The sequence below is a fragment of the Nocardioides sp. zg-DK7169 genome (assembly GCF_013155365.1).
Taxonomy (GTDB): Bacteria; Actinomycetota; Actinomycetes; order Propionibacteriales; family Nocardioidaceae; genus Nocardioides.
In genome coordinates, this window is sequence record NZ_JABJRA010000013.1 from 34,077 (window position 1) to 53,519 (window position 19,443).

Genomic DNA, 19,443 nt, shown 5'->3' on the forward strand with positions numbered 1-19,443 from the left:
AGCTGACGTGCGTTTCGCCCTGACCGAGGAACAGATCGAGCTGGCCCGCGCCGTGCGCGGGCTGGTCGAGAGGCGCGCCGGCAGCGTCGACGTCCGGGCCGCCTCGGAGTCCGAGCGCGGCTACGACACCGAGCTCTGGGAGGCGCTCGCCGGCCAGATCGGCGTCGCCGCCCTCGCCGTCCCGGAGGAGTACGGCGGGGCCGGGTTCAGCTCCTTCGAGACCCACGTGGTGCTCGAGGAGCTCGGCCGCTCGCTGTCGCCCTCCCCCCTGCTCGGCTCCGGCGTGCTGGCCACCCAGGCGCTGCTGCTCGGCGCCCCGGCGCAGGACTGCGAGCGGCTGCTCCCCGACCTGGCGGAGGGCTCGGCGATCGCCGCGCTCGCCTGGGCCGGTCGCGACGGCCGCTGGCGCACCGACGGCTCCGACGTGGCCGCCACCGGCACGGGTGCGGAGCGGACGTTGTCCGGCACCGCCACCCTGGTCCTCGACGGCGCCCACGCGGACCTGCTCCTCGTGGTCGCGACGACCGACGAGGGCGTCGGCCTCTTCGAGGTCGCCACGGACGCCGCGGGCCTGACCCGCACGCCGGCCGCGGCGATCGACCAGACGCTGCGCTTCGCCACCCTCGAGCTCGCCGGCACCCCGGCCCGCACCCTGTCGGCCGATCTCGGCGACACCCTCGAGCGGCTGCACGCCGTGGCCGCGACCGCCGTGACGGCGCTCCAGGTCGGCGGCGCGCAGGCGGCGATGGACCGCACGGTCGCCTACCTCAAGGAGCGCGAGCAGTTCGGCCGCCAGCTGGGCTCCTTCCAGGCGCTCAAGCACCGCGTCGCCGACATGCTGGTCAAGGTCGAGACCGCGCGCTCGATGTCGTGGGCCGCCGGCTTCGCCGCCAGCCAGGGCGCCGAGGACCTGCCGCTGCAGGCGGCGCACGCGAAGGCCTGGTGCTCCGATGCGTTCTCCCACGTCGCCGGCGACATGATCCAGCTGCACGGCGGCATCGCGATCACCTGGGAGCACGACGCGCACCTGTTCTTCAAGCGGGCGCACGCGACCGCGCAGCTCTTCGGCCAGGCCCACGAGCACCGTCGCCGGGTCCTCGCCAGCGTCTGAGGACCACCCGGTCCACGGCCGCCGTACGGGCCGCACCGCCACTCGCAGCACACAATCGCTAGGTTTCAGAATGGAGTCTCGTATGGGCGACAAGACCATGCCGCTGGAGGACCTCACCCAGCACGTCGAGTCCGGCATGACGATCGGCATCGGCGGATGGGGTTCTCGGCGCAAGCCGATGGCGATGGTCCGCCAGCTCTTGCGCAGCGACGTCACCGACCTCACGGTCGTGACCCTCGGCGGTCCCGACGTCGGGCTGCTGTGCGCGGCCGGCAAGGTGCGCAAGCTGATCTACGGGTTCGTCTCGCTGGACAGCATCGCGCTGGACCCGCACTTCCAGGCGATCCGCGAGAGCGGCGGCATCGAGACCTGGGAGTACGACGAGGGCATGTTCGTCGCCGCCCTCAAGGCCGGCGCCAGCCGCCTCTCGTTCCTGCCCAGCCGCGCCGGCCTCGGCAGCGACGTGCTGGAGATGAACCCGCACCTGCGCACCGTCGCCTCGCCGTACGACGACGAGGTGTACGTCGCGGTGCCGGGCGTGCGGATGGACGTCTCGCTGATCCACCTCAACCGCGCCGACGCCACGGGCAACGCGCAGTACCTGGGTCCGGACCCGTACTTCGACGACCTCTACGCGATGGCCTCGACCAAGACCATCGTGTCGACCGAGAAGGTCGTCCCCACCGCCGAGCTGGGCGCGTCCGCGCCGCAGACGCTGCTGGTGAGCCGGATCTTCACCGACGGCGTGATCGAGGCGCCCAACGGCGCCCACTTCACCACCTGCGAGCCCGACTACGGCCGCGACGAGGCCTTCCAGAAGCACTACGCCGCGAGCGCCAAGGACCCGGACGCCTGGCAGGCGTTCACCGAGCGCTTCCTCACCGGCGACGAGGCCGCCTACCAGGCGGCCGTCCAGCAGTTCCACGCGGAGAGCAAGGAGCAGGCATGAGCACCGACATCACCCGCGCCGAGGTCTGCGTCGCCGCATGCAGCGACGCCTGGAAGGGCTCCGGCGAGGTCCTGGCGCACGCCGTGGGCCTGGTCCCCACGATCAGCGCCCGGCTGGCCAAGCTGACCCACTCCCCCGACCTGGTCCTCACCGACGGTGAGTGCTTCTTGATGTCGGAGCCCCCGCCGCTGGGCCGCAGCGCCGCCGCGGGCGGGACCATCGAGAGCTGGGCGCCGTTCCGCCTGATCTTCGACATCCTGGCCACCGGCAAGCGCCACAGCATGATGGGCGCCAGCCAGGTGGACCGCTTCGGCAACCAGAACATCTCCTCGATCGGCGACTGGCGCAAGCCCAAGCGGCAGCTGATCGGCGTGCGCGGCGCGCCGGGCAACACCGCCAACCACCGCACCGACTACTGGATCGCGAAGCACACCTCGCGGGTCTTCGTGGAGTCGGTCGACGTGGTCTCGGGTGTCGGCAACGACCGGGCCCGCGCCCACGAGACGCCGTCGCTGCGCTTCCACGACCTCGGCGTGGTGATCACCGACCTCGCCGTCCTGGACTACGACGACGAGGGCAGGCTGAAGGTCCGCTCGCTGCACCCCGGCGTCACGGCCGAGCAGGTGCAGGAGGCGACCGGGTTCGACATCGACGTCTCCTCGGCGACCACCACCCGCGTCCCCGACGCGGAGGAGCTGCGCCTGATCCGCGAGGTCCTCGACCCGCGCAGCCTGCGCGACCGCGAGGTCCGCAGCTGAGCTGAGCACCGAAGAAGGGCCGGGGCGCGTGCGCCCCGGCCCTTCTTGGCTCGGTCTCGGACCGGTGGTCTCAGCCCGGGGTGTCCCAGGCGGGTGTCTCAGGCCAGCAGGCCGGAGTGGATGAGCTCGAGGTACTGCTCGGCGAGCTTCTCGTGGCGCAGCTTGCCGCGCGGGTTGTACCAGCGCACGGTGGACCACATCGCGTCGCGCAGCAGCCGGTAGACGATCTTCATCTCCAGGTTGGGGCGGAAGTCGCCACTTTGCCGGCCGGCCTCCAGCACCTCGAGCCACACCGCCTCGATGGAGCGGCTGGTGCGGGTCACGAAGTCGAAGCCCGGCAGGTTCGCCGTCACGGCGTACTCGTTCTGGTAGAGCGCGACGGCGTGCTGCTGCTCGTGCATCGTGCGGAACGAGGAGCGCACCAGGCCGTCGAACTTCTCCCGGGCCGTCACGTCCTGCCCCACGACCTCGGCGTACTGCGCGTAGAGGCCCTCCAGGAAGCCCTGCAGGATCTCACCGAGCATCGCCTCCTTGGAGTCGAAGTGGTGGTAGAGGCTTCCCGACAAGATGCCCGCCTCGTCCGCGATGTCGCGGACGGTGGTCTGGGAGTAGCCGCGGGTGGCGAAGAGCTGGGCGGCGATCGCCAGCAGCTCCGAGCGGCGGTTGGAGCCGTTGGCGCCGGCGCCCTTCCGCGGCTGCTTCGCAGCTTCCTTGGGGGTCATGGGTGGTCCCTTCCTGCAACGAGCGTCGCGGACGCCGATGACGACATTCGACTCGCAAGACGCGTGACGCGACACATCGGTCTGACGTAGGTTACCTAACAAGCACTTGGTTAGTAAGGAGCTTTCGTGGACATCCCCCGCACGATCCCGGCACTCCTGGACGACGGAGCCCGACGCTTCGGCCCCCGTCCGGCGATCGTCGATGGTGCACACCGCCTGACCTACGCCGATCTTCTCGACGCGGCCCGCACGGCCGCACGAGCCTACGCCGCGCGCGGCGTCCGCCTCGGCGACCGGGTGGCCATCTGGGCCCCCAACCGCACGGAGTACGCCGTGGCGCTGCTGGGTGCCCAGCTCATCGGCGCGGCCGTCGTGCCGCTCAACACCCGCTACCGCGGCCACGAGGCCCGCGTGGTGCTCGACCGCTCGCGCGCGAGCACGCTGGTGGTCAGCAACGGCTTCCTCGGCACCGACTTCGTCGCGCTGGTCGCCGACGCCGCCGCCGACGGCGAGACGGGCTCCGGGCCGATCCCCGGGCTGCCGCACCTGCACACCGTCATCGACCTCGGCGACGGCCCGTACCGCGCCGACACCGTGTCGTGGGCGGACTTCCTGGCCGGCGCCGAGGGCGTGTCCGAGGACGAGCTCACCGCGATGGTCGAGGCGGTCACGCCGGACACCGTGTGCGACATCCTCTACACCTCCGGCACCACCGGGGTCCCGAAGGGCGTCATGAGCGCCCACCGCCAGACCGTCGGGGTGGCCCAGGTCTGGTCGCGCGGCGCCTCGCTGACCGAGTCCGACCGCTACGCGATCGTGAACCCGTTCTTCCACTCCTTCGGCTACAAGGCCGGGATGATCGCCGCCTTCACCCGCGGCACGAGCATCTACCCCCTCGCGACGTTCGACGCGGAGGGCCTGATGGGCCTCATCGAGCGGGAGCGGATCACCGTGCTCCCCGGGGCCCCGACGATCTTCACCACGCTGATCAACCACCCGCGACGCGAGGACTTCGACCTGTCCTCGCTGCGCTTCTCGATCGCCGGCGCCGCCTCGGTGCCGGAGCGGCTCTTCGCGGAGATGCAGGAGATCCTCGGCATCGACGCCGTGGCGCAGGCCTACGGGCTCACCGAGTGCGTGGTGGCGACCCAGTCGCGCCCGAACGAGGACCCGCTGCACGTCGCGGAGACCACCGGCCCGGGCGTGCCCGGCATCGAGGTGCGCGTCGTCGACGCCCAGGGCCTGGACCAGCCGGTCGGCGTCGACGGGGAGATCTGGCTGCGCGGCGACAACGTCATGCTCGGCTACTTCGAGGATCCCGCGGCGACGGCCGAGGCCATCGACGCAGACGGCTGGCTGCACACCGGCGACGTCGGACGCCTCGACGAGCACGGCTGCCTGAAGATCACCGACCGGATCAAGGACATGTTCATCGTCGGCGGGTTCAACGTCTACCCCGCCGAGGTCGAGAACGTCCTGGCCGCCCACCCGGCCGTGCTCGAGGCGGCCGTCGTCGGCATCCCCGACGACCGCATGGGCAGCGTGGGCCGCGCGTACGTCGTGACCCGGCCGGGCGCCGAGGTGGACGCCGCCGAGCTCACGACGTGGTGCCGCGAGCGGCTGGCCAACTTCAAGGTCCCGCGCGAGATCGTCGCCGTCGGCGAGTTCCCCCGCAACGCCAGCGGCAAGATCCTCAAGCGCGACCTGCGCACCGACGCCTGACCCATCGGGGCCGCGCCTGTCGCGACCCCCGGCCGCAGACGAAAGGACGGCGCCGCCCCCTACCGGGGAGCGGCGCCGTCCTTCGTGCGGGGCTGGGTCAGCTGAGGCGCTCGAGGACCAGGGCCATGCCCTGGCCGCCGGCGGCGCACATGGTCTCGAGACCGAACTGCACGTCGCGCTCCTGCATGCCGTGGATCAGCGTGGTGGCCATCCGGGCGCCGGTGGAGCCGAACGGGTGGCCCAGCGCGATCGCGCCGCCGTTGACGTTGACCCGGTCGATGTCCAGGCCGAGCTGGTCGATGCTCGGGAGCACCTGGGCGGCGAACGCCTCGTTCATCTCCACGAGGCCGACGTCGCTGGCCGAGAGGCCGGCGCGGGCGAGCGCCTGGCGGCTGGCCTCGACCGGGCCGAGGCCCATGATCTCCGGGCTGAGCGCGGAGACGCCGGAGGACACGATCCGCGCGAGCGGGGTCAGGCCCAGCTCGGCGGCGCGGGTGTCGCTCATGACCACGAGCGCCGCGGCGCCGTCGTTGAGCGGGCAGCAGTTGGCGGCCGTGACCGTGCCGTCGGGGCGGAAGACCGGCTGCATCGACTGCACCTTCTCCAGCGTGACGCCGCGGCGCGGGCCGTCGTCGGTGCTCACCACGGTGCCGTCGGCGAGGGTCACCGGCGTGACGTCACGCTCCCAGAAGCCACGGTCCGCGGCCTGCTCGGCGAGGTTCTGGCTGCGCACGGCGTACTCGTCCTGGGCCTCGCGGGAGACCTTGCAGTGCTCGGCGACGTTCTCCGCGGTCTCGCCCATGGCGAGGTAGGCGTCGGGCAGCTGGCCGAGCTCGCGCGGGTCGACCCACGGCTCGCCGGCGGCGATGCGTGCCTTGGTGCGCTCGGCGGCCTCGTCGTAGATCGGGTTCTTGGTGTCCGGCATGCCGTCGGACTTGCCCTGCGCGAAGCGCGAGACGCACTCGACGCCGGCCGAGACGAAGACGTCGCCCTCACCGGCGCGGATGGCGTGCATCGCCATCCGGGTGGTCTGCAGCGAGGAGGCGCAGTAGCGGTGCACGGTGGTGCCCGGCAGGCCGTCGAGGCCCAGGCGCATCGCGACCATGCGGCCGAGGTTGTAGGCCTGCTCGCCGGCCGGCTGCGCGCAGCCGAGCATCAGGTCGTCGATCTCGGTGCGGTCCAGCGCGGGCAGGGCCGCGAGCGCGGCCTCGACCATCTGGGCGGCGAGGTCGTCGGGGCGCACGTCCTTGAGGGAGCCCTTGAAGGCACGCCCGATCGGGGACCGGGCGACGGAGACGATGACTGCTTCAGGCATGGCATTCCTTCGTTCGTGGAGCGGTGGGACGGGCTGCCGGCCGGGTCGACCGGGGCCGCCGGAGGCGAATGGTCAGGAGTTCGGGGTGTGCGCGAGGAACGCCGGCCACTCGCCGCCGCCGTCGACGTTGAGCACGGCGCCAGTGATGTGGCTCGACAGCGGTGAGGCCAGCATCAGGCAGGCGTTGCCGACCTCCTGCGGGGTCGCGAACACGCCCCGCGGGATGGTGGCCGCGACCCGCGCCGCCTGCTCCTCGTCGCCGTAGTGGTCGACCGAGCCGGGCGTCGCGACGAGGCCGCAGCTGACGGCGTTGACCCGCACCGCGGGTGCCCACTCGACCGCGAGGCTCGTGGTCAGGCTCTCCACGGCCGCCTTCGCCGCGCCGTACACCGCCGTGCCCGGGCTGGGCCGGCGCGCGGAGATCGAGGTGATGTTGAGCAGCACTCCCTCCCCGGCGTCCACGAGGTGGCGGTGCGCGGCGTGCGCGACGTTGACCGTGGCCATGAAGTTGAGGTCGGTGATCTTCTGGTGGAAGCGCACCGAGGCGTCGCGGAAGCCGGCGTACGGCGCGCCGCCGGCGTTGTTGACCGCCACGTCGAGGCGACCGTGGCGTTCCACGATGTCCTCGACCCAGCGCACCACCTGGTCGGCCTCGCGGACGTCGACGGAGGTGAACCGCGCCTGGCGGCCGTCGACCTCGCGCAACGTCTCGGGCGTGCTGCGCCCGCAGATCTCGACCTCGGCTCCAGCACGCAGGAAGGTCTCGACGATGCCGTCACCGACGCCGCGGGCTCCCCCGGTCACCAGCACGACCTGTCCGGTCATGTCGATCGTGAACGACACGGTGATCCTCTCTCTCGTTTGCGAGCAGCATAGGTCAGTTCCCAAGCAAGTGCTAGGTTGCCATGCGTGACGGAGCAGCGAGCGGACCGAGTCAGCATCGTGACCGGCGGGGCCCACGGGATCGGCGGCGCGACCTCACGCCTGCTGGCCTCGCGCGGCGACCTGGTGGTCCTCAACGACCTCGACGCCGACGGCGCGGAGGCGGCCCGGGCGGAGATCGAGGCCGCCGGCGGCCGCTGCGTGACGGTGGTCGGCGACATCGTCGAGACCTCCGTCGTCGAGCGCGTGGTCGCCGCAGCGCTCGAGGCCGGCGGGCGCATCGACGTGCTGGTCAACAACGTGGGCGACTTCCGGCCCGCGTCCAAGGACTTCGCCCGGAGCAAGCCGGAGCAGTGGCAGCGCCTCCACGAGCTCAACCTCTTGCACGTCCTGCACCTGACCCACGCCGTCCTGCCGCACATGCAGGCGCAGGGCAGCGGCGCCATCGTCAACAACTCGACCGTGGAGGCGTTCCGCGGCATCCCGGGGCACGCCGTCTACTCCGCCTACAACGCCGGCGTGTCGGCCTTCACCAAGAGCCTCGCCGTCGAGGTCGGCGCCCACGGGATCCGGGTCAACGCGATCGCCCCCGACCTGGCCGACAGCCAGCAGACCCCCGCCGAGCTGATGCTCAAGGGCAAGGACCCCGAGCGGGTCGGCACCTGGGTGCCCCTGGGCCGCTTCGGCCACGTCGCCGAGTACGCCCGGGTGATCGAGTTCCTCACCTCCGACGCCGCCTCCTACGTCACCGGCCACACCATCCCCGTCGACGGCGGCACCCTGGCCGCCTCGGGCTGGTACGCCCGGGTGGACGGCAAGGGCTGGACCAACTTCCCCCAGCACACCTGAGAGCGGAGCGATCCCGATGAGCGCCGAGACCCCCTCCCCCGAGTCCACCGGGCCCCGCGTGCCGAGGTCGGTGGCCCTGCGCCCGGCGCTGTCGGACCTCGTGCACCGCTACGCCGCGCTGGGCGACCTGCGCCGGCCCGGCCAGCTCGCCGCCCTGTTCGCCGCCGACGGCCAGCTCGTGGTCCCGACACCCCCGGACCGGCTCGACCCGCACCGGGTGCTCGCCGGCCCGCGCCAGATCGGCGAGCACCTGGCCGTGCTGGAGGAGCTCACCCTGACCGTCCACCAGATCGTCGGCGAGGTGTACGACGTACCGGCGTCGGCGGAGCCGGCGAGCACCGCCGCCGGGCGGGTCGCGTGCGTCGCCAACCATCTCTCCGGGGAGCGCAACGTAGTCTGGCACCTGCACTACGACGACCGCTACGTCCGCGAGGGCGAGCGCTGGCTCTTCGCCCGTCGCGAGCTGCACATCGACTTCATCGAGACCCGCCAGGTGCGCCGCCACCGCTGACCCCGACGGCCCTCCAGGCCCCGTCTGGTCGAGCTCTGCAGGATCGCCCACTGAGTGGGAATGGCGCCGATCACACTCCGCCCGCCACGCCTACCGTGACGCACCGCACAAGAACTGCGACCCGCAGGCTCGGGCCTTGTCGGTGCGAACTTTCTGGAGGAGCAACAGTGAAGACGACCAACCATCTGCGCACCCGCATCGCGGCCGTGCTGTGTGCGAGCGCCCTGCTCGCCACCGGCTGCGCGAGCGACGGGTCCGACGACGACGAGAAGGGATCGGACTCCGCGCTCAGCCTGGAGGAGATCTACCGGACCGGGCTCGTCGACGTGCCGGAGGCCGACGGGGACCCGGTGCAGGGCGGCACGCTGACGGTTGCGGAGTATGCCGAGGCGGTCTCGCTCAACCCGGTGCAGACCTACGCGACCGGCCCGACCGGCATGAACGTGCTCGCGGCGATCTACGACACGCTGATGCGCTACGACGTGGAGTCGAAGACCTTCGAGCCCCGCCTCGCCGAGTCCCTCGAGACCGCTGACAACGTCACCTGGACGCTGAAGCTGCGCGACGGGGTGACGTTCAGCGACGGCACCCCTCTCGACGCCGACGCCGTCGTGGGCAGCATCGAGTACTACATGGCCAACTACGGCTTCCAGGGCACCCTGATCCAGGCGAACCTGAAGTCGATGAAGGCGACCGACAAGAGCACCGTCGAGTTCACCTTCAAGACCCCGTGGGCGAGCTTCCCGAACCTGCTGTCCAGCGGTCCCGGCCTGATCATGGCCCCCGCGGCGTACAAGAACCCCGAGAAGTTCCAGCCCATCGGTGCCGGCCCGTTCGTCTTGAAGTCGCAGGCCCAGGGCGAGAAGACGATCGTGGCCGCCAACGAGGACTACGTCGACGGCCGCCCGTACCTCGACCAGATCGAGTTCGTGCTGGTCGGCGCCGACCAGGCCAAGTGGGAGTCGCTGCGCGCGGGCGAGGTCGACATGGCCTACATCCGCCAGGACGACATCGTCCAGGACGTGCGCCAGGCGGGTTACCCCGCGATGGTCAACGCCCAGAGCGGCGTGCGCATCCTGACCCTGAACGCCCGCGAGGGCCGGCCCAGCGCCGACGTCCGCGTGCGCCAGGCGATCAACTACGCCATCGACGCCGAGACCTACATGGAGCGCACGACCGGCCAGGGCGAGCTCGCCGACCGCGGCCTCATCGCGGGCTTCTCGGAGTGGGCCAGCGACGCGGAGCCGGTCGAGACCGACACCGAGAAGGCCAAGGAGCTGCTCGAGGAGGCGAAGGCCGACGGCTACGACGGCAAGATCACCTACCTCGGCCAGTCCGACGCCACCTCGAAGGACGCCGCAGTCGCCGTCAAGGCGATGCTCGACGCGGTCGGCTTCGAGGTCGAGCTGGACCTGGTGAACAACGTGGCCGAGCAGACCAAGAAGGTCTACATCGACGGTGACTTCGACATGGCGATCGGCGCCACGTCGATCCCCGACGAGGACGTCTACTCGCGCCTGTACGCCGCCCTCGGCAGCGCCTCGATGTCCAACCCGGGCCGCTACGCCAACCCCAAGATGGACGAGCTGCTGATCGACGTCCAGGCCGCCGCCAACCCCGAGGAGGGCGCCGAGGCCATGGCCGCCGTCGAGGAGCTGTTCCGCGAGGACGTCCCCTACGTCTCCATTGCCGGTGGCGCCTTCATCAACGCCTGGGGCGAGAACGTCCACGGCGTCGTCCCCACCGCCGAGACCAGCATCCTGTTCGACAAGGTCTGGATCGAGGACTGATCCACACACTCCCCGGGCGTGAGTGACGCCCGAGCCGGGGCCCGGCACCGCACGCGCGGTGCCGGGCCTCGGTGCATGTGGGGCCCCCCGCGCCAGGCGTGCCGAACCGGACGGAGGATGTCGCAGGTGGCATCCCGGCCGACGGGTGTCACCGACGTGGCCAGGGCTTTCTCGACAAGCCCGGACAGGGGTATGGCCCCGCCGGCGGGGTGCGGGCGGGGTCCGGGGCCCGGGATCTACTCGTCGGGCGGGTGTGCGGTGACGAGGCGAGTGGTGGCGCGGTCCTTCACGAGGTGCAGCCCGTGTGGGGAGCGCCAGAGATAGGTCGCGGCGTCGGTCTTGTCGTAGGTCCACGCGGTGTGGGTCTTGGCCCGATGGTGGCGGCGACAGAGCGGCGCCAGGTTGCAGGAGCAGGTGGGGCCACCGGCACCGTGAGCGACCACGTGGTCGGTGTCGCAACGCCGGGCGGGGCGCTCGCACCACGGGAACGCGCAGACCGACTGCGCGAGACGCGTCTGGTCAACGGCCCGCTCGGGGATGGCGTAGGCGTCGGTGTGGTGGTGGGCCTCGAGGTCGATGACCGGCTTGATGGTCACCTGGGCGTCGGGGTTGGCGCACCAGTCGCGAACCTGGTCGGTCGACACGATCGACCGGGTCTCCTCCACGTGGGCGATGCCGGCCTCATCCCGGCTGATCGCGGCGTGGGAGAGGTGGACGTGGATGACCACCTGCCGCGGCTTGACCCCCGCGGCGGCACCCTCGCAGTCACCGGCCTCGGCGCGGAGGTCGAAGGCCAGCTGGCGCCGAGCGAGCTCGCCGGCCGCCATCGAGCGGCGCACACCCAACGACTCGGCGGACCCGAGCGCGGCCAGCTCTTCGGCGCCCTGGGAGATCGCAGCGTTGAGGTCGAGTGCGTCGGCGAGGTCGAGGACTCCCTCCACGTGGACGGTGCCGTGGTGGTTGGCCTCGTCGGTGCGCACGTCGAACCGGCGTGTGTCGCCTGCGGCGAGGCGTTCCTTCTCCGCACCCTCGGGGTCGAAGGCGACGCGGGCCTGGTCGACGAGCCGCTCGATCGCAGCCCAGCCGATCCTGCCGACGAAGGCGGCGAGCTGGCGGTCGACGAAGTCCGCACCGTCCAGCGGCAGGGTGGTGGTCAGCTGGGCGAGTCGGCGGGCCTTCCAGAGCGGGACCTGGCCGGCGCGGACCAGCTTCCAGGTGCGCTTGAGGCGGTGCGCGAGCTCGAGGGCGTCACCGACGAGCGCCCGGGCGGAGTCGGTGGACATGCCGAGAGCGGCGCCGAGCTCCATCGGCGCGAACTCCGCCACCAGCGGCGCCCCCTGGCCAGCCAGCGGCACCGCGAGCTCGCCGAAGACCAGCCCGGTGGTCGGCGCCTCGGCGACCGACTCCTCGGGGTGCATCGCGGCCCACACCAGCGCGGCCTCCAGGACGTCGATCTCCGCCCGCTGGGCGGCAGCCCGGCGGCGCTGTGCGAAGGCCAGCACGGCGGCTGGGGTGTCGCAGTCGGGGAGCTCGTGGTCGGCCATGCCTCATCATACTCGAACACACGTTCGAGAGCAATGGTCTCTTCACCGCTGTCTTCAGTTCCGCGGCCGTCGTCTCGACGAGCTCGACCGACGGGGGGCTTCCCACGCAGGCACGGCGCCAAAAGCAGTTGCCGCCACCGCTACCGCCTGACACCGTCGCTCCCGACCGCGAGACCGAGAGAACGGGGAGCTCATGCAGGTGACACAGATCGGTGCGGCATTCGCCTCGACGGATCCGACTGCTGCCGGCGGATGGTTCGCGGAGCACCTCGGCTTCACGATCCTGGTGGATCTCGGCTGGTACGTCAGCACCCAGCACCCGGACCGCGAAGAGTTGCGGGTCGACTTCGTCCAGCACGACCACGAGACGTGGGTCGGGCCCGCACCCCGAGTTCAGGGCGCCATGCTCGCGCTCCTCGTGCACGACGTCGACAGCCAGCACGAGCGCATGGTGGCCAACCGGGTCCCGGTCCTCACACCACTCATCACCGAGCCGTGGGGACAGCGCCGACTTCAGGTGGCCGGACCGGACGGACTCGTCATCGAGCTCGTGCAGCAGGTCGCCCCCGACCCCGAGTGGATGGCAGCCCAGGGCTTGTCCTCCTGACCGCTGCGCCGCCGAGAGGGCCGCACGGACCCCCGGCGCGCTCGACCTACGGGGCGCGGGTGGGCCAGGGCGCCGCCTGCTCGAGCTGGGCGGCGAGGGAGAGCAGGAGCTCCTCGCCGCCGAGGTCGGTGAAGAAGTGCGCACCGATGGGCAGGCCGCGCGAGTCGAGGCCGGCGGGCACCGACATCGCGGGGGCACCGGTGACGTTGCCCGGACTGGTGTACGCCGAGTAGCTCGAGGCGCGCTCGTACATCGCCGCCGGGTCGGTGGTGTCCAGGTAGCCCAGCTGAGGGGTCGGCTGGCACAGCACCGGGGTGAGGACGACGTCGAGGTCGGCGAACATCGCGCCCATCTGGTGCCCCGTGCGCTCGAAGCCCTGCAGCGCTCGGGCGACGTCGGCGGCCGGACGCTCGCGGTAGTGGTCGTACATCCCGCGCGTGAACGGCTCGAGGTCGTCGTCACGCAGCTCGCGGCCGAGGACGGCGAGGCGGGCCTCGACCGTCGCGACCAGCGACGCGCCCATGATCACGCCCGACCACGGCGCCATCTCGGCGTAGCGGAAGGCCAGCGTGACCTCCTCGACCTCGTGGCCGAGGGAGGCGAGCAGGTCGGCGGTACGACGGGTCGCAGCGACGCACTCCGGCGAGGTCGCCGGGCCGTCGGGGACCTCGGTGGCCACGCCGATGCGCAGCCGGCCCGGCTCGCGCCGCGCGGCCTCGAGGAACGACCCGGACGGCGTCGGCGCGTCGAACGGCGCGCCCGGCACGCGGCCGTGGGAGACGTCGAGCAGCAGCGCGGAGTCGCGGACCGTGGTGGTCAGCGCGTGGTGGACGCTGGTGGGGTTCGCCAGCGACGCGAGGTACGGCGCCGCCGGGACCCGGCCGCGGCTCGGCTTGAGCCCGAAGAGACCGCACATCGCCGACGGGATCCGGATCGAGCCACCCCCGTCGTTGCCGTGCGCGACCGGCACCATCCCGGCGGCGACGGCCGCGGCGGAGCCGCCGCTCGACCCGCCCGGCGAGTACGCCGGGTCCCACGGGTTGTGGGCGGGCCCGTGCAGCAGCGGCTCGGTGCTGGCGTTCTTGCCCAGCTCGGGGGTGTTCGTGGTGCCGAGCACGACCATGCCGGCGCGCTTGTAGCGCGCGACCAGCTCGCTGTCCTGCGCCGCGACCGCGTCGGCGAAGAGCCGGCTGCCGTTCGTGGTCGGCAGCCCGGCCACGTCGGCCGACAGCGTCTTCACCAGCGTCGGTACGCCGCGGAGCGGGCCGTCCGGCAGCCCCGCGTCGACCTCGGCCAGGGCCTCGTCGAAGCGGGTCCCGACGACGGCGTTCAGCGCCGGGTTCAGCTCCTCGATGCGCGCGATCGCCGCCTCGACGACCTCGCGCGCGGACACCTCTCCGCGGCGTACGGCCTCGGCGGTGGCGGTGGCGTCGCCCAGCTCCACGGACTCCATGACGCTCGCCCTCAGCCGACCGGGTGGTGGCAGGCGACGAACTGGCCGGGGTGCAGCTCGCGCAGCTCGGGCTCCTCGGCCGCGCAGCGCTCGGTGGCCAGCGGGCACCGGGTGCGGAAGCGGCAGCCCGAGGGCGGGTTGAGCGGCGAGGGCAGCTCGACCGCGGCCGCCGAGCTGGCGACCTCGCGGTCGCCGGCGCCGGGGATCGAGGCCAGCAGCATCCGGGTGTAGGGGTGCGCGGCGCGCGTCTCCATGTCCCCGGAGGGGATGACCTCGCAGGTCTTGCCCAGGTAGAGCACCATCACGCGGTCGCTGATGTTCTTCACCACCGACACGTCGTGGGCGATGAAGATCATGCTGAGGTCGTACTGCTCCTTGGTGCGCTCGAGCAGGTTCAGGATCTGCGCCTGCACCGACACGTCGAGCGCGGAGACCGGCTCGTCGCAGATGAGCACCTTGGGGTTCATCATCAGCGCCCGCGCGATGCACACGCGCTGGCACTGGCCCCCGGAGAGCTCGTGCGGGCGACGGTCCCAGACCACGGTGGGGTCGAGGCCGACCGCGGTGAGGGTCTCGCGGATCCTCGCCTCCTTCTCCTCCGCCGTGCCGTCGAAGCCCCAGATCGCGAGGCCCTCGGCGACCAGGTCCTTGACCTTGCGACGGGGGTTCAGCGAGGAGGTGGGGTCCTGCATGATCATCTGCATCCGGGCCCGTGCCTTGCGCAGGTCGCGGGTCTTGAGACCGGTCAGCTCCCGCTCGCCCAGGTGCACCCGCCCGGACGTCGGCGAGGGCAGCTGCATGACGGCGCGCCCGGCGGTGGACTTGCCGCAGCCGGACTCGCCGAGGATGCCGAGGGTCTCGCCCGGGAGCAGGTCGAGGTTGAGCCCGGAGACGGCGTGCACCTTCTGCTTGCGCCCCACCGGGAACTCGACGACGAGGTCGTCGACGGTCAGGACCGGGGAGTCGGTGGAGCGCATGTGGGCGGTTCCGCTGCCTGCCATCAGTTCTTCTCCTTCACGAGGCCGGCCGGGTCGAGGTCCGGGGGCGTGACCCCGGGCGCCGGCAGCGGGTAGTGGCAGGCCACACGGTGCGGCTCCAGCGCGGTGCCGAGGTCCGCCAGCACGGGCGGGTCGGTGCGGCAGTTGTCCGCGGCGTAGACGCACCGCGGGGCGAAGCGGCAGCCCGACGGCGGGTTCGCCATGTCCGGCGGGGTGCCGTCGATGGCGCGCAGGATGGTGTGCGGCGGGTCGTTCAGCCGCGGGATCGAGGCCAGCAGCGCCTCGGCGTACGGGTGCGAGGGGGCGTTGAAGACCGTCTGGGTCCGCGCGGTCTCCACGACCCGGCCGGCGTACATCACCTGCACGCGGTCGGTGCGGCCCTCGACGGCGCCGAGGTCGTGGCTGATCAGGATCGTCGCCATGTTCAAGGTGGTGCTGAGCGAGGCGAGCAGGTCCAGGATCTGCTTCTGCACCGTCACGTCGAGCGCGGTGGTCGGCTCGTCGGCGATGAGCAGCTCGGGGTCGCAGGAGAGCGCCATCGCGATGACGACGCGCTGGCGCATGCCGCCGGAGAGCTCGTGCGGGTACTGGTTCATCCGGCGGGCAGGCTCGGGGATGCCGACCTTCTTGAGCAGGTCGACGGCGCGCTCGCGCGCCTCCGCCTTGCCGACGCCGAGGTGCAGGCGCAGCGCCTCGGTGATGTGCACGCCGACCTTCTTGACCGGGTTCAGCGAGGTCATCGGGTCCTGGAAGACCATCGCGACCTTGGGGCCCCACAGCTTGCGGCGCTGGCTGGCGGAGATCGCGTGGACGTCCTGACCGGCCAGGCGCACCGTGCCGCTGACCGTCGTCGAGGGGCCGTTGGTGATCAGGCCCATGATCGTGCGCCCGAGCACCGACTTGCCCGACCCGGACTCACCGACGATGCCCAGCGTCTCGCCCGGGCGCAGGGTCAGCGAGACCCCGTCGACCGCGCGGACGAGGCCACGCGAGGTGGCGAACTCGGTGCGGACGTCGTCGACCTCGAGGAGGTAGTCACTCGTCATATCTTCGCGCTCCTTGCGTCCCAACGCTTCTGGGCCTTCTCGCCCAGCAGGTTGAAGGAGAAAACAGTGAGGAACAGGAACGTGCCGGGCACGAGGACCACGTGCGGGAAGTCCTGCATGGTGCCGCCCTCACCCTCGGAGATCATGTTGCCCCAGGTGGGCTCGGGAGCCTGGATGCCGAGCCCGAGGAAGCTGAGCGAGGCCTCGGCGACGATCAGCACCGAGATCATCACGATCATCATCGAGAACACCGGCAGCATGACGTTGGGCGTGAGCTCGCGGACCATCACCCGTAGCCGGGTGGCGCCCATCGCCCGGGCGGCGAGCACGAACTCGCGCTGGGCGAAGGCGATGGTGTTCGCCCGCGCCAGCCGGATCATGCTCGGGATCGTGATCAGCGCCAGCGCCAGGGCGATGTTGCGGATCTTGGGGTCCAGCACCGTGCCGAGGGCGATCAGCAGGATCAGCGGCGGCACGGCGAGGAGGGCGTTGGTGAAGATGCCGACGACGCTGTCGACGCCGGCGCGGAAGTAGCCCGCCACGACGCCGATCGAGCCGCCGACGACGGTGCCGATCGCCACGGCGAGCAGCGAGATCACCAGCGACGTGCGGGCGCCGTAGACGGAGCGCGCCAGCAGGTCGAGGCCGTAGTTGTTGGTGCCCAGCGGGTGCTCGGAGAGCAGCTCCGGGGTCTGGTACGTCGGCGCGGTCAGCGCCGAGGCGACGTCGACGTGCTCGCCGAGCGGCAGCAGCGGAGCCAGCAGCGCCACGGTGATCAGCAGGACCAGCCAGGCCGAGCACAGCCAGACCAGGATGTCGGGGCGGCGGCCGCGCACGGCCCACACCACGCGGGACAGGCCCTGGGAGGTGGTGACGACGCCCGCCAGGACGAGCACCGCCTTGGCGAAGAGCACCAGCGGCGCGGACCAGCCGACGACCAGCAGTGCCAGACCGGCGATCAGGAGGCCGGCGCCGACGGCGCCGAGCTGGGTACGGGTCAGCGAGGACCCCTCGGGGGTCTGCTTCCTAGGCATGAACACGGCGGGTCCTTGGGTCGAGGTAGCCATAGGAGAGGTCGATGCCGGCGTTGACGAGCACGTAGATCGCCGCGATGACGAGCACCGAGCCCTGGACCAGCGGGTAGTCGCCCTGGTTGGCGGCGTTCACGACCACGCCGCCCATGCCGGGCAGCGCGAAGAGGTACTCGACGATCACCGTGCTGCCGACGAGGCGGCCCATGCTGATGCCGAGCAGGGTGATGAGCGAGAACGACGAGGGGCGCAGAGCGTCCACGACGAGGATCCGCCACGGCGGCATCCCCTTCGCCTTCGCGGCGAGGATGTAGTCCTCGTTCAGCGTGCCGATCAGGTCGTTGCGCAGCACCCGTGTGAAGGTCGCGAGCTCCATCAGCGCGATGGTCAGCGCGGGCAGGAAGGAGTGGTAGAGGCTGCCGAGCGGGTCCTCGGTGATGCGCACCCACTGGGCGCGCGGGAACCAGCCGAGGCCGTTGGCGAAGACGGCGATGAGCAGCAGGCCGGCGAGGAACGACGGGACCGAGAGGACCGCGAACATCGAGGCGCCGATGATCCGGTCGACCAGGCCGCCGGGGCGCGAGGCGCTCCACATCGCGAGCGGGATCGCCATCAGCAGGGCCATCAGCAGACCCATCGCGGCCAGCTGCACGCTGACCGGGAGGGCGCCGAGGATGCGGTCGACGACGTCGTTCTGCGGCGGGATCAGCGAGGCGCCGAGGTCACCGCGCAGCGCTCCCCCGAACCAGTCCAGGTAGCGGACGATGACGTTGTCGTCGAGCCCGAGCTCGGCGCGCTTCGCGGCGTACTCCTCAGGGCTGCGCCCGTCGCCCAGGATGGAGACGGCCGGGTCGCCGGGGAGCAGCGAGACCAGCATGAAGACGCCGAAGCTCACGATCATCAGCACGGCGATGAGCTCGCCGATGCGAATCAGTGCTGTGCGCATCAGCGGCCACGTCCGGCCGGTGACACACGAGCTGCGGTTGACATCCAGGGAGTTCCCTTCGGGTGGGCCGGTCTCGAGACCGGCCGGAGAACGTGACGCGGGGGGACGCACGGCCAGGCCGGCGAAGATCAGACGCTAGGCCTGTGTGGTGGAGGCCACATGGGGTTTCTCACTGACCGGGAGGCGGTTTTCGGCAGGGCTCTCGGCTGTGTCGCGGCCGGAGCCCTCAGCCGAAGAGGGCCTGGCCGCCGTCGAGCGGGAGGGTGGCTCCGGTCAGGTAGCGCAGGTCGTCGCCGACCAGGGCCACGACCGCGCGGCCGATGTCGTCCTCGCAGTCGCCGATGCGGCCCGCGGGGATGGTCGCGACGAACTCCGCCGCCTCCTCCGGGAAGGCCTTCGTCCAGGCCTCCAGGCCCGGCGAGAGCGCGTGCGGGGCGATGCAGTTGACGCGGATGCCGTCGCGCGCCCACTCCACCGCGGCGGTGCGGGTCAACGAGCGGACCGCCTGCTTCGCCGCGGCGTACGGGCCGTACGTCGTGGGGTCCCAGCGCACCATCGCGGAGGTGACCAGGTTGACCACGTGGCCGTTGCCGCTGCGGGCCAGGTGGGGGTGGCAGGCCCGCATCATCGCCATCGTCGCGAACGGCCCGGAGACGAAGCCGCGCTGGAACTGCTCGTCGCTCAGCTCGAGGAGGCGGCCGAACGCGCCCGAGTAGGCGTTGTTGACCAGGATGTCGATGCCGCCGAGGCGCTCCGCGACCGCCTCCACCACCCCGGGGACCCCGGCGATGTCGGAGACGTCGAACGCGAACGCCTCGGCCCGTACGCCGCGCTCGCGCAGCAGCGCGCACGTCGTCTCGAGCTTGGCCGGCGTCCGGCCGAGCACCGCGATGTCGGCGCCCTCGGTCGCCAGTGCGGCCGCGATGCCCTGGCCGACGCCCTGACCTGCGCCGGTCACGAGTGCGACCCTGCCCTCGAGCGAACCCACGATGGCCCTCCTCCCGGTCGGCACGGTGCCGACCAACAGCCGCCCATGGAAGGCCGGTCGACCGGTCCACGCCGAGGTGATCCCGATCACCGGAACGGTGTGTGACCCCCGTCCCGGTCATCGGGAAGTGTGGTGTGCGTCGCTTCCGTGCATCGCACACTGACCGACTCCGTCCCACCAGCGATCGAGGGCAGATGACGACCGACCAGCAAGCACACGCC

The 19,443-nt window shown here is 71.7% G+C and carries 18 protein-coding genes; 8 read left to right on the forward strand and 10 right to left on the reverse strand.

Annotated elements, in window-relative coordinates:
* Positions 1 to 7 precede the first annotated feature (7 nt).
* The 3 genes from HOQ23_RS17925 (at position 8) to HOQ23_RS17935 (ending at position 2,818) form a co-directional block, all read left to right on the forward strand.
* Positions 8 to 1,111, forward strand: a complete 1,104-nt coding sequence (locus HOQ23_RS17925; RefSeq protein ID WP_172216419.1) for an acyl-CoA dehydrogenase family protein — start codon at positions 8 to 10, stop codon at positions 1,109 to 1,111.
* 70 nt (positions 1,112 to 1,181) lie between these two features.
* Entirely contained in the window at positions 1,182 to 2,060 is an 879-nt protein-coding gene (locus tag HOQ23_RS17930) for a CoA transferase subunit A (RefSeq protein ID WP_216654396.1), read from the forward strand.
* Positions 2,057 to 2,818, forward strand: a complete 762-nt coding sequence (locus HOQ23_RS17935) for a CoA-transferase subunit beta (protein ID WP_172216421.1) — start codon at positions 2,057 to 2,059, stop codon at positions 2,816 to 2,818. The genes HOQ23_RS17930 and HOQ23_RS17935 overlap by 4 nt, the downstream gene beginning before the upstream one ends.
* A 98-nt stretch (positions 2,819 to 2,916) precedes the next feature.
* On the opposite strand, the gene HOQ23_RS17940 is transcribed toward HOQ23_RS17935, so the two are convergent.
* Entirely contained in the window at positions 2,917 to 3,540 is a 624-nt protein-coding gene (locus HOQ23_RS17940; protein ID WP_172216423.1) for a TetR/AcrR family transcriptional regulator, read from the reverse strand.
* A gap of 126 nt (positions 3,541 to 3,666) precedes the next feature.
* On the opposite strand from HOQ23_RS17940, the gene HOQ23_RS17945 reads away from it, so the two are divergent.
* A complete protein-coding gene (locus tag HOQ23_RS17945; RefSeq protein WP_172216425.1) occupies positions 3,667 to 5,262 on the forward strand; it encodes a FadD3 family acyl-CoA ligase in 1,596 nt (531 codons plus the stop codon).
* Positions 5,263 to 5,359: 97 nt separating this feature from the next.
* On the opposite strand, the gene HOQ23_RS17950 is transcribed toward HOQ23_RS17945, so the two are convergent.
* Both HOQ23_RS17950 and HOQ23_RS17955 read right to left on the reverse strand, forming a co-directional pair.
* A complete protein-coding gene (locus HOQ23_RS17950) occupies positions 5,360 to 6,577 on the reverse strand; it encodes an acetyl-CoA C-acetyltransferase (RefSeq protein ID WP_172216427.1) in 1,218 nt (405 codons plus the stop codon).
* Between the two features lie 72 nt (positions 6,578 to 6,649).
* Positions 6,650 to 7,420 (reverse strand): SDR family oxidoreductase, encoded by a 771-nt coding sequence (locus HOQ23_RS17955; RefSeq protein ID WP_367650569.1) that lies wholly within the window; start codon positions 7,418 to 7,420, stop codon positions 6,650 to 6,652.
* Between the two features lie 66 nt (positions 7,421 to 7,486).
* On the opposite strand from HOQ23_RS17955, the gene HOQ23_RS17960 reads away from it, so the two are divergent.
* The 3 genes from HOQ23_RS17960 to HOQ23_RS17970 all read left to right on the forward strand — a co-directional run bounded on the left by HOQ23_RS17960 (position 7,487) and on the right by HOQ23_RS17970 (position 10,609).
* Positions 7,487 to 8,308 carry an SDR family NAD(P)-dependent oxidoreductase gene (locus HOQ23_RS17960; protein ID WP_172216429.1) on the forward strand — a complete coding sequence of 274 codons (822 nt, stop codon included), beginning with the start codon at positions 7,487 to 7,489 and terminating at the stop codon, positions 8,306 to 8,308.
* 16 nt (positions 8,309 to 8,324) lie between these two features.
* Positions 8,325 to 8,819 (forward strand): nuclear transport factor 2 family protein, encoded by a 495-nt coding sequence (locus HOQ23_RS17965; RefSeq protein WP_172216431.1) that lies wholly within the window; start codon positions 8,325 to 8,327, stop codon positions 8,817 to 8,819.
* Positions 8,820 to 8,986: 167 nt separating this feature from the next.
* Complete coding sequence (locus tag HOQ23_RS17970) at positions 8,987 to 10,609, forward strand: ABC transporter substrate-binding protein (protein ID WP_172216433.1); 1,623 nt, start codon at positions 8,987 to 8,989, stop codon at positions 10,607 to 10,609.
* Between the two features lie 236 nt (positions 10,610 to 10,845).
* Here the strand turns inward: HOQ23_RS17970 and HOQ23_RS17975 are convergent, their stop codons facing one another.
* Positions 10,846 to 12,153 carry an HNH endonuclease signature motif containing protein gene (locus tag HOQ23_RS17975; protein ID WP_172216435.1) on the reverse strand — a complete coding sequence of 436 codons (1,308 nt, stop codon included), beginning with the start codon at positions 12,151 to 12,153 and terminating at the stop codon, positions 10,846 to 10,848.
* Between the two features lie 193 nt (positions 12,154 to 12,346).
* On the opposite strand from HOQ23_RS17975, the gene HOQ23_RS17980 reads away from it, so the two are divergent.
* Positions 12,347 to 12,760, forward strand: coding sequence for a VOC family protein (locus tag HOQ23_RS17980; protein WP_172216437.1), 414 nt, complete (start codon positions 12,347 to 12,349; stop codon positions 12,758 to 12,760).
* A gap of 46 nt (positions 12,761 to 12,806) precedes the next feature.
* On the opposite strand, the gene HOQ23_RS17985 is transcribed toward HOQ23_RS17980, so the two are convergent.
* The 6 genes from HOQ23_RS17985 to HOQ23_RS18010 all read right to left on the reverse strand — a co-directional run bounded on the left by HOQ23_RS17985 (position 12,807) and on the right by HOQ23_RS18010 (position 19,192).
* Positions 12,807 to 14,213: an amidase gene (locus HOQ23_RS17985; RefSeq protein ID WP_172216439.1), complete on the reverse strand. Its 1,407-nt coding sequence runs from the start codon at positions 14,211 to 14,213 to the stop codon at positions 12,807 to 12,809.
* Positions 14,214 to 14,224: 11 nt separating this feature from the next.
* The gene (locus tag HOQ23_RS17990) at positions 14,225 to 15,214 is read right to left on the reverse strand and encodes an ABC transporter ATP-binding protein (RefSeq protein WP_172216441.1); all 990 of its coding nucleotides are present in this window, start codon (positions 15,212 to 15,214) and stop codon (positions 14,225 to 14,227) included.
* Complete coding sequence (locus HOQ23_RS17995; RefSeq protein ID WP_172216443.1) at positions 15,214 to 16,257, reverse strand: ABC transporter ATP-binding protein; 1,044 nt, start codon at positions 16,255 to 16,257, stop codon at positions 15,214 to 15,216. Before HOQ23_RS17995 ends, HOQ23_RS17990 begins: the two co-directional genes overlap by 1 nt.
* Positions 16,254 to 17,291, reverse strand: a complete 1,038-nt coding sequence (locus tag HOQ23_RS18000; RefSeq protein WP_172216445.1) for an ABC transporter permease — start codon at positions 17,289 to 17,291, stop codon at positions 16,254 to 16,256. The genes HOQ23_RS17995 and HOQ23_RS18000 overlap by 4 nt, the downstream gene beginning before the upstream one ends.
* Positions 17,284 to 18,234, reverse strand: a complete 951-nt coding sequence (locus HOQ23_RS18005; protein ID WP_216654397.1) for an ABC transporter permease — start codon at positions 18,232 to 18,234, stop codon at positions 17,284 to 17,286. The genes HOQ23_RS18000 and HOQ23_RS18005 overlap by 8 nt, the downstream gene beginning before the upstream one ends.
* Before the next feature lie 226 nt (positions 18,235 to 18,460).
* Positions 18,461 to 19,192 carry an SDR family oxidoreductase gene (locus HOQ23_RS18010; RefSeq protein ID WP_216654398.1) on the reverse strand — a complete coding sequence of 244 codons (732 nt, stop codon included), beginning with the start codon at positions 19,190 to 19,192 and terminating at the stop codon, positions 18,461 to 18,463.
* Positions 19,193 to 19,443: the final 251 nt, after the last annotated feature.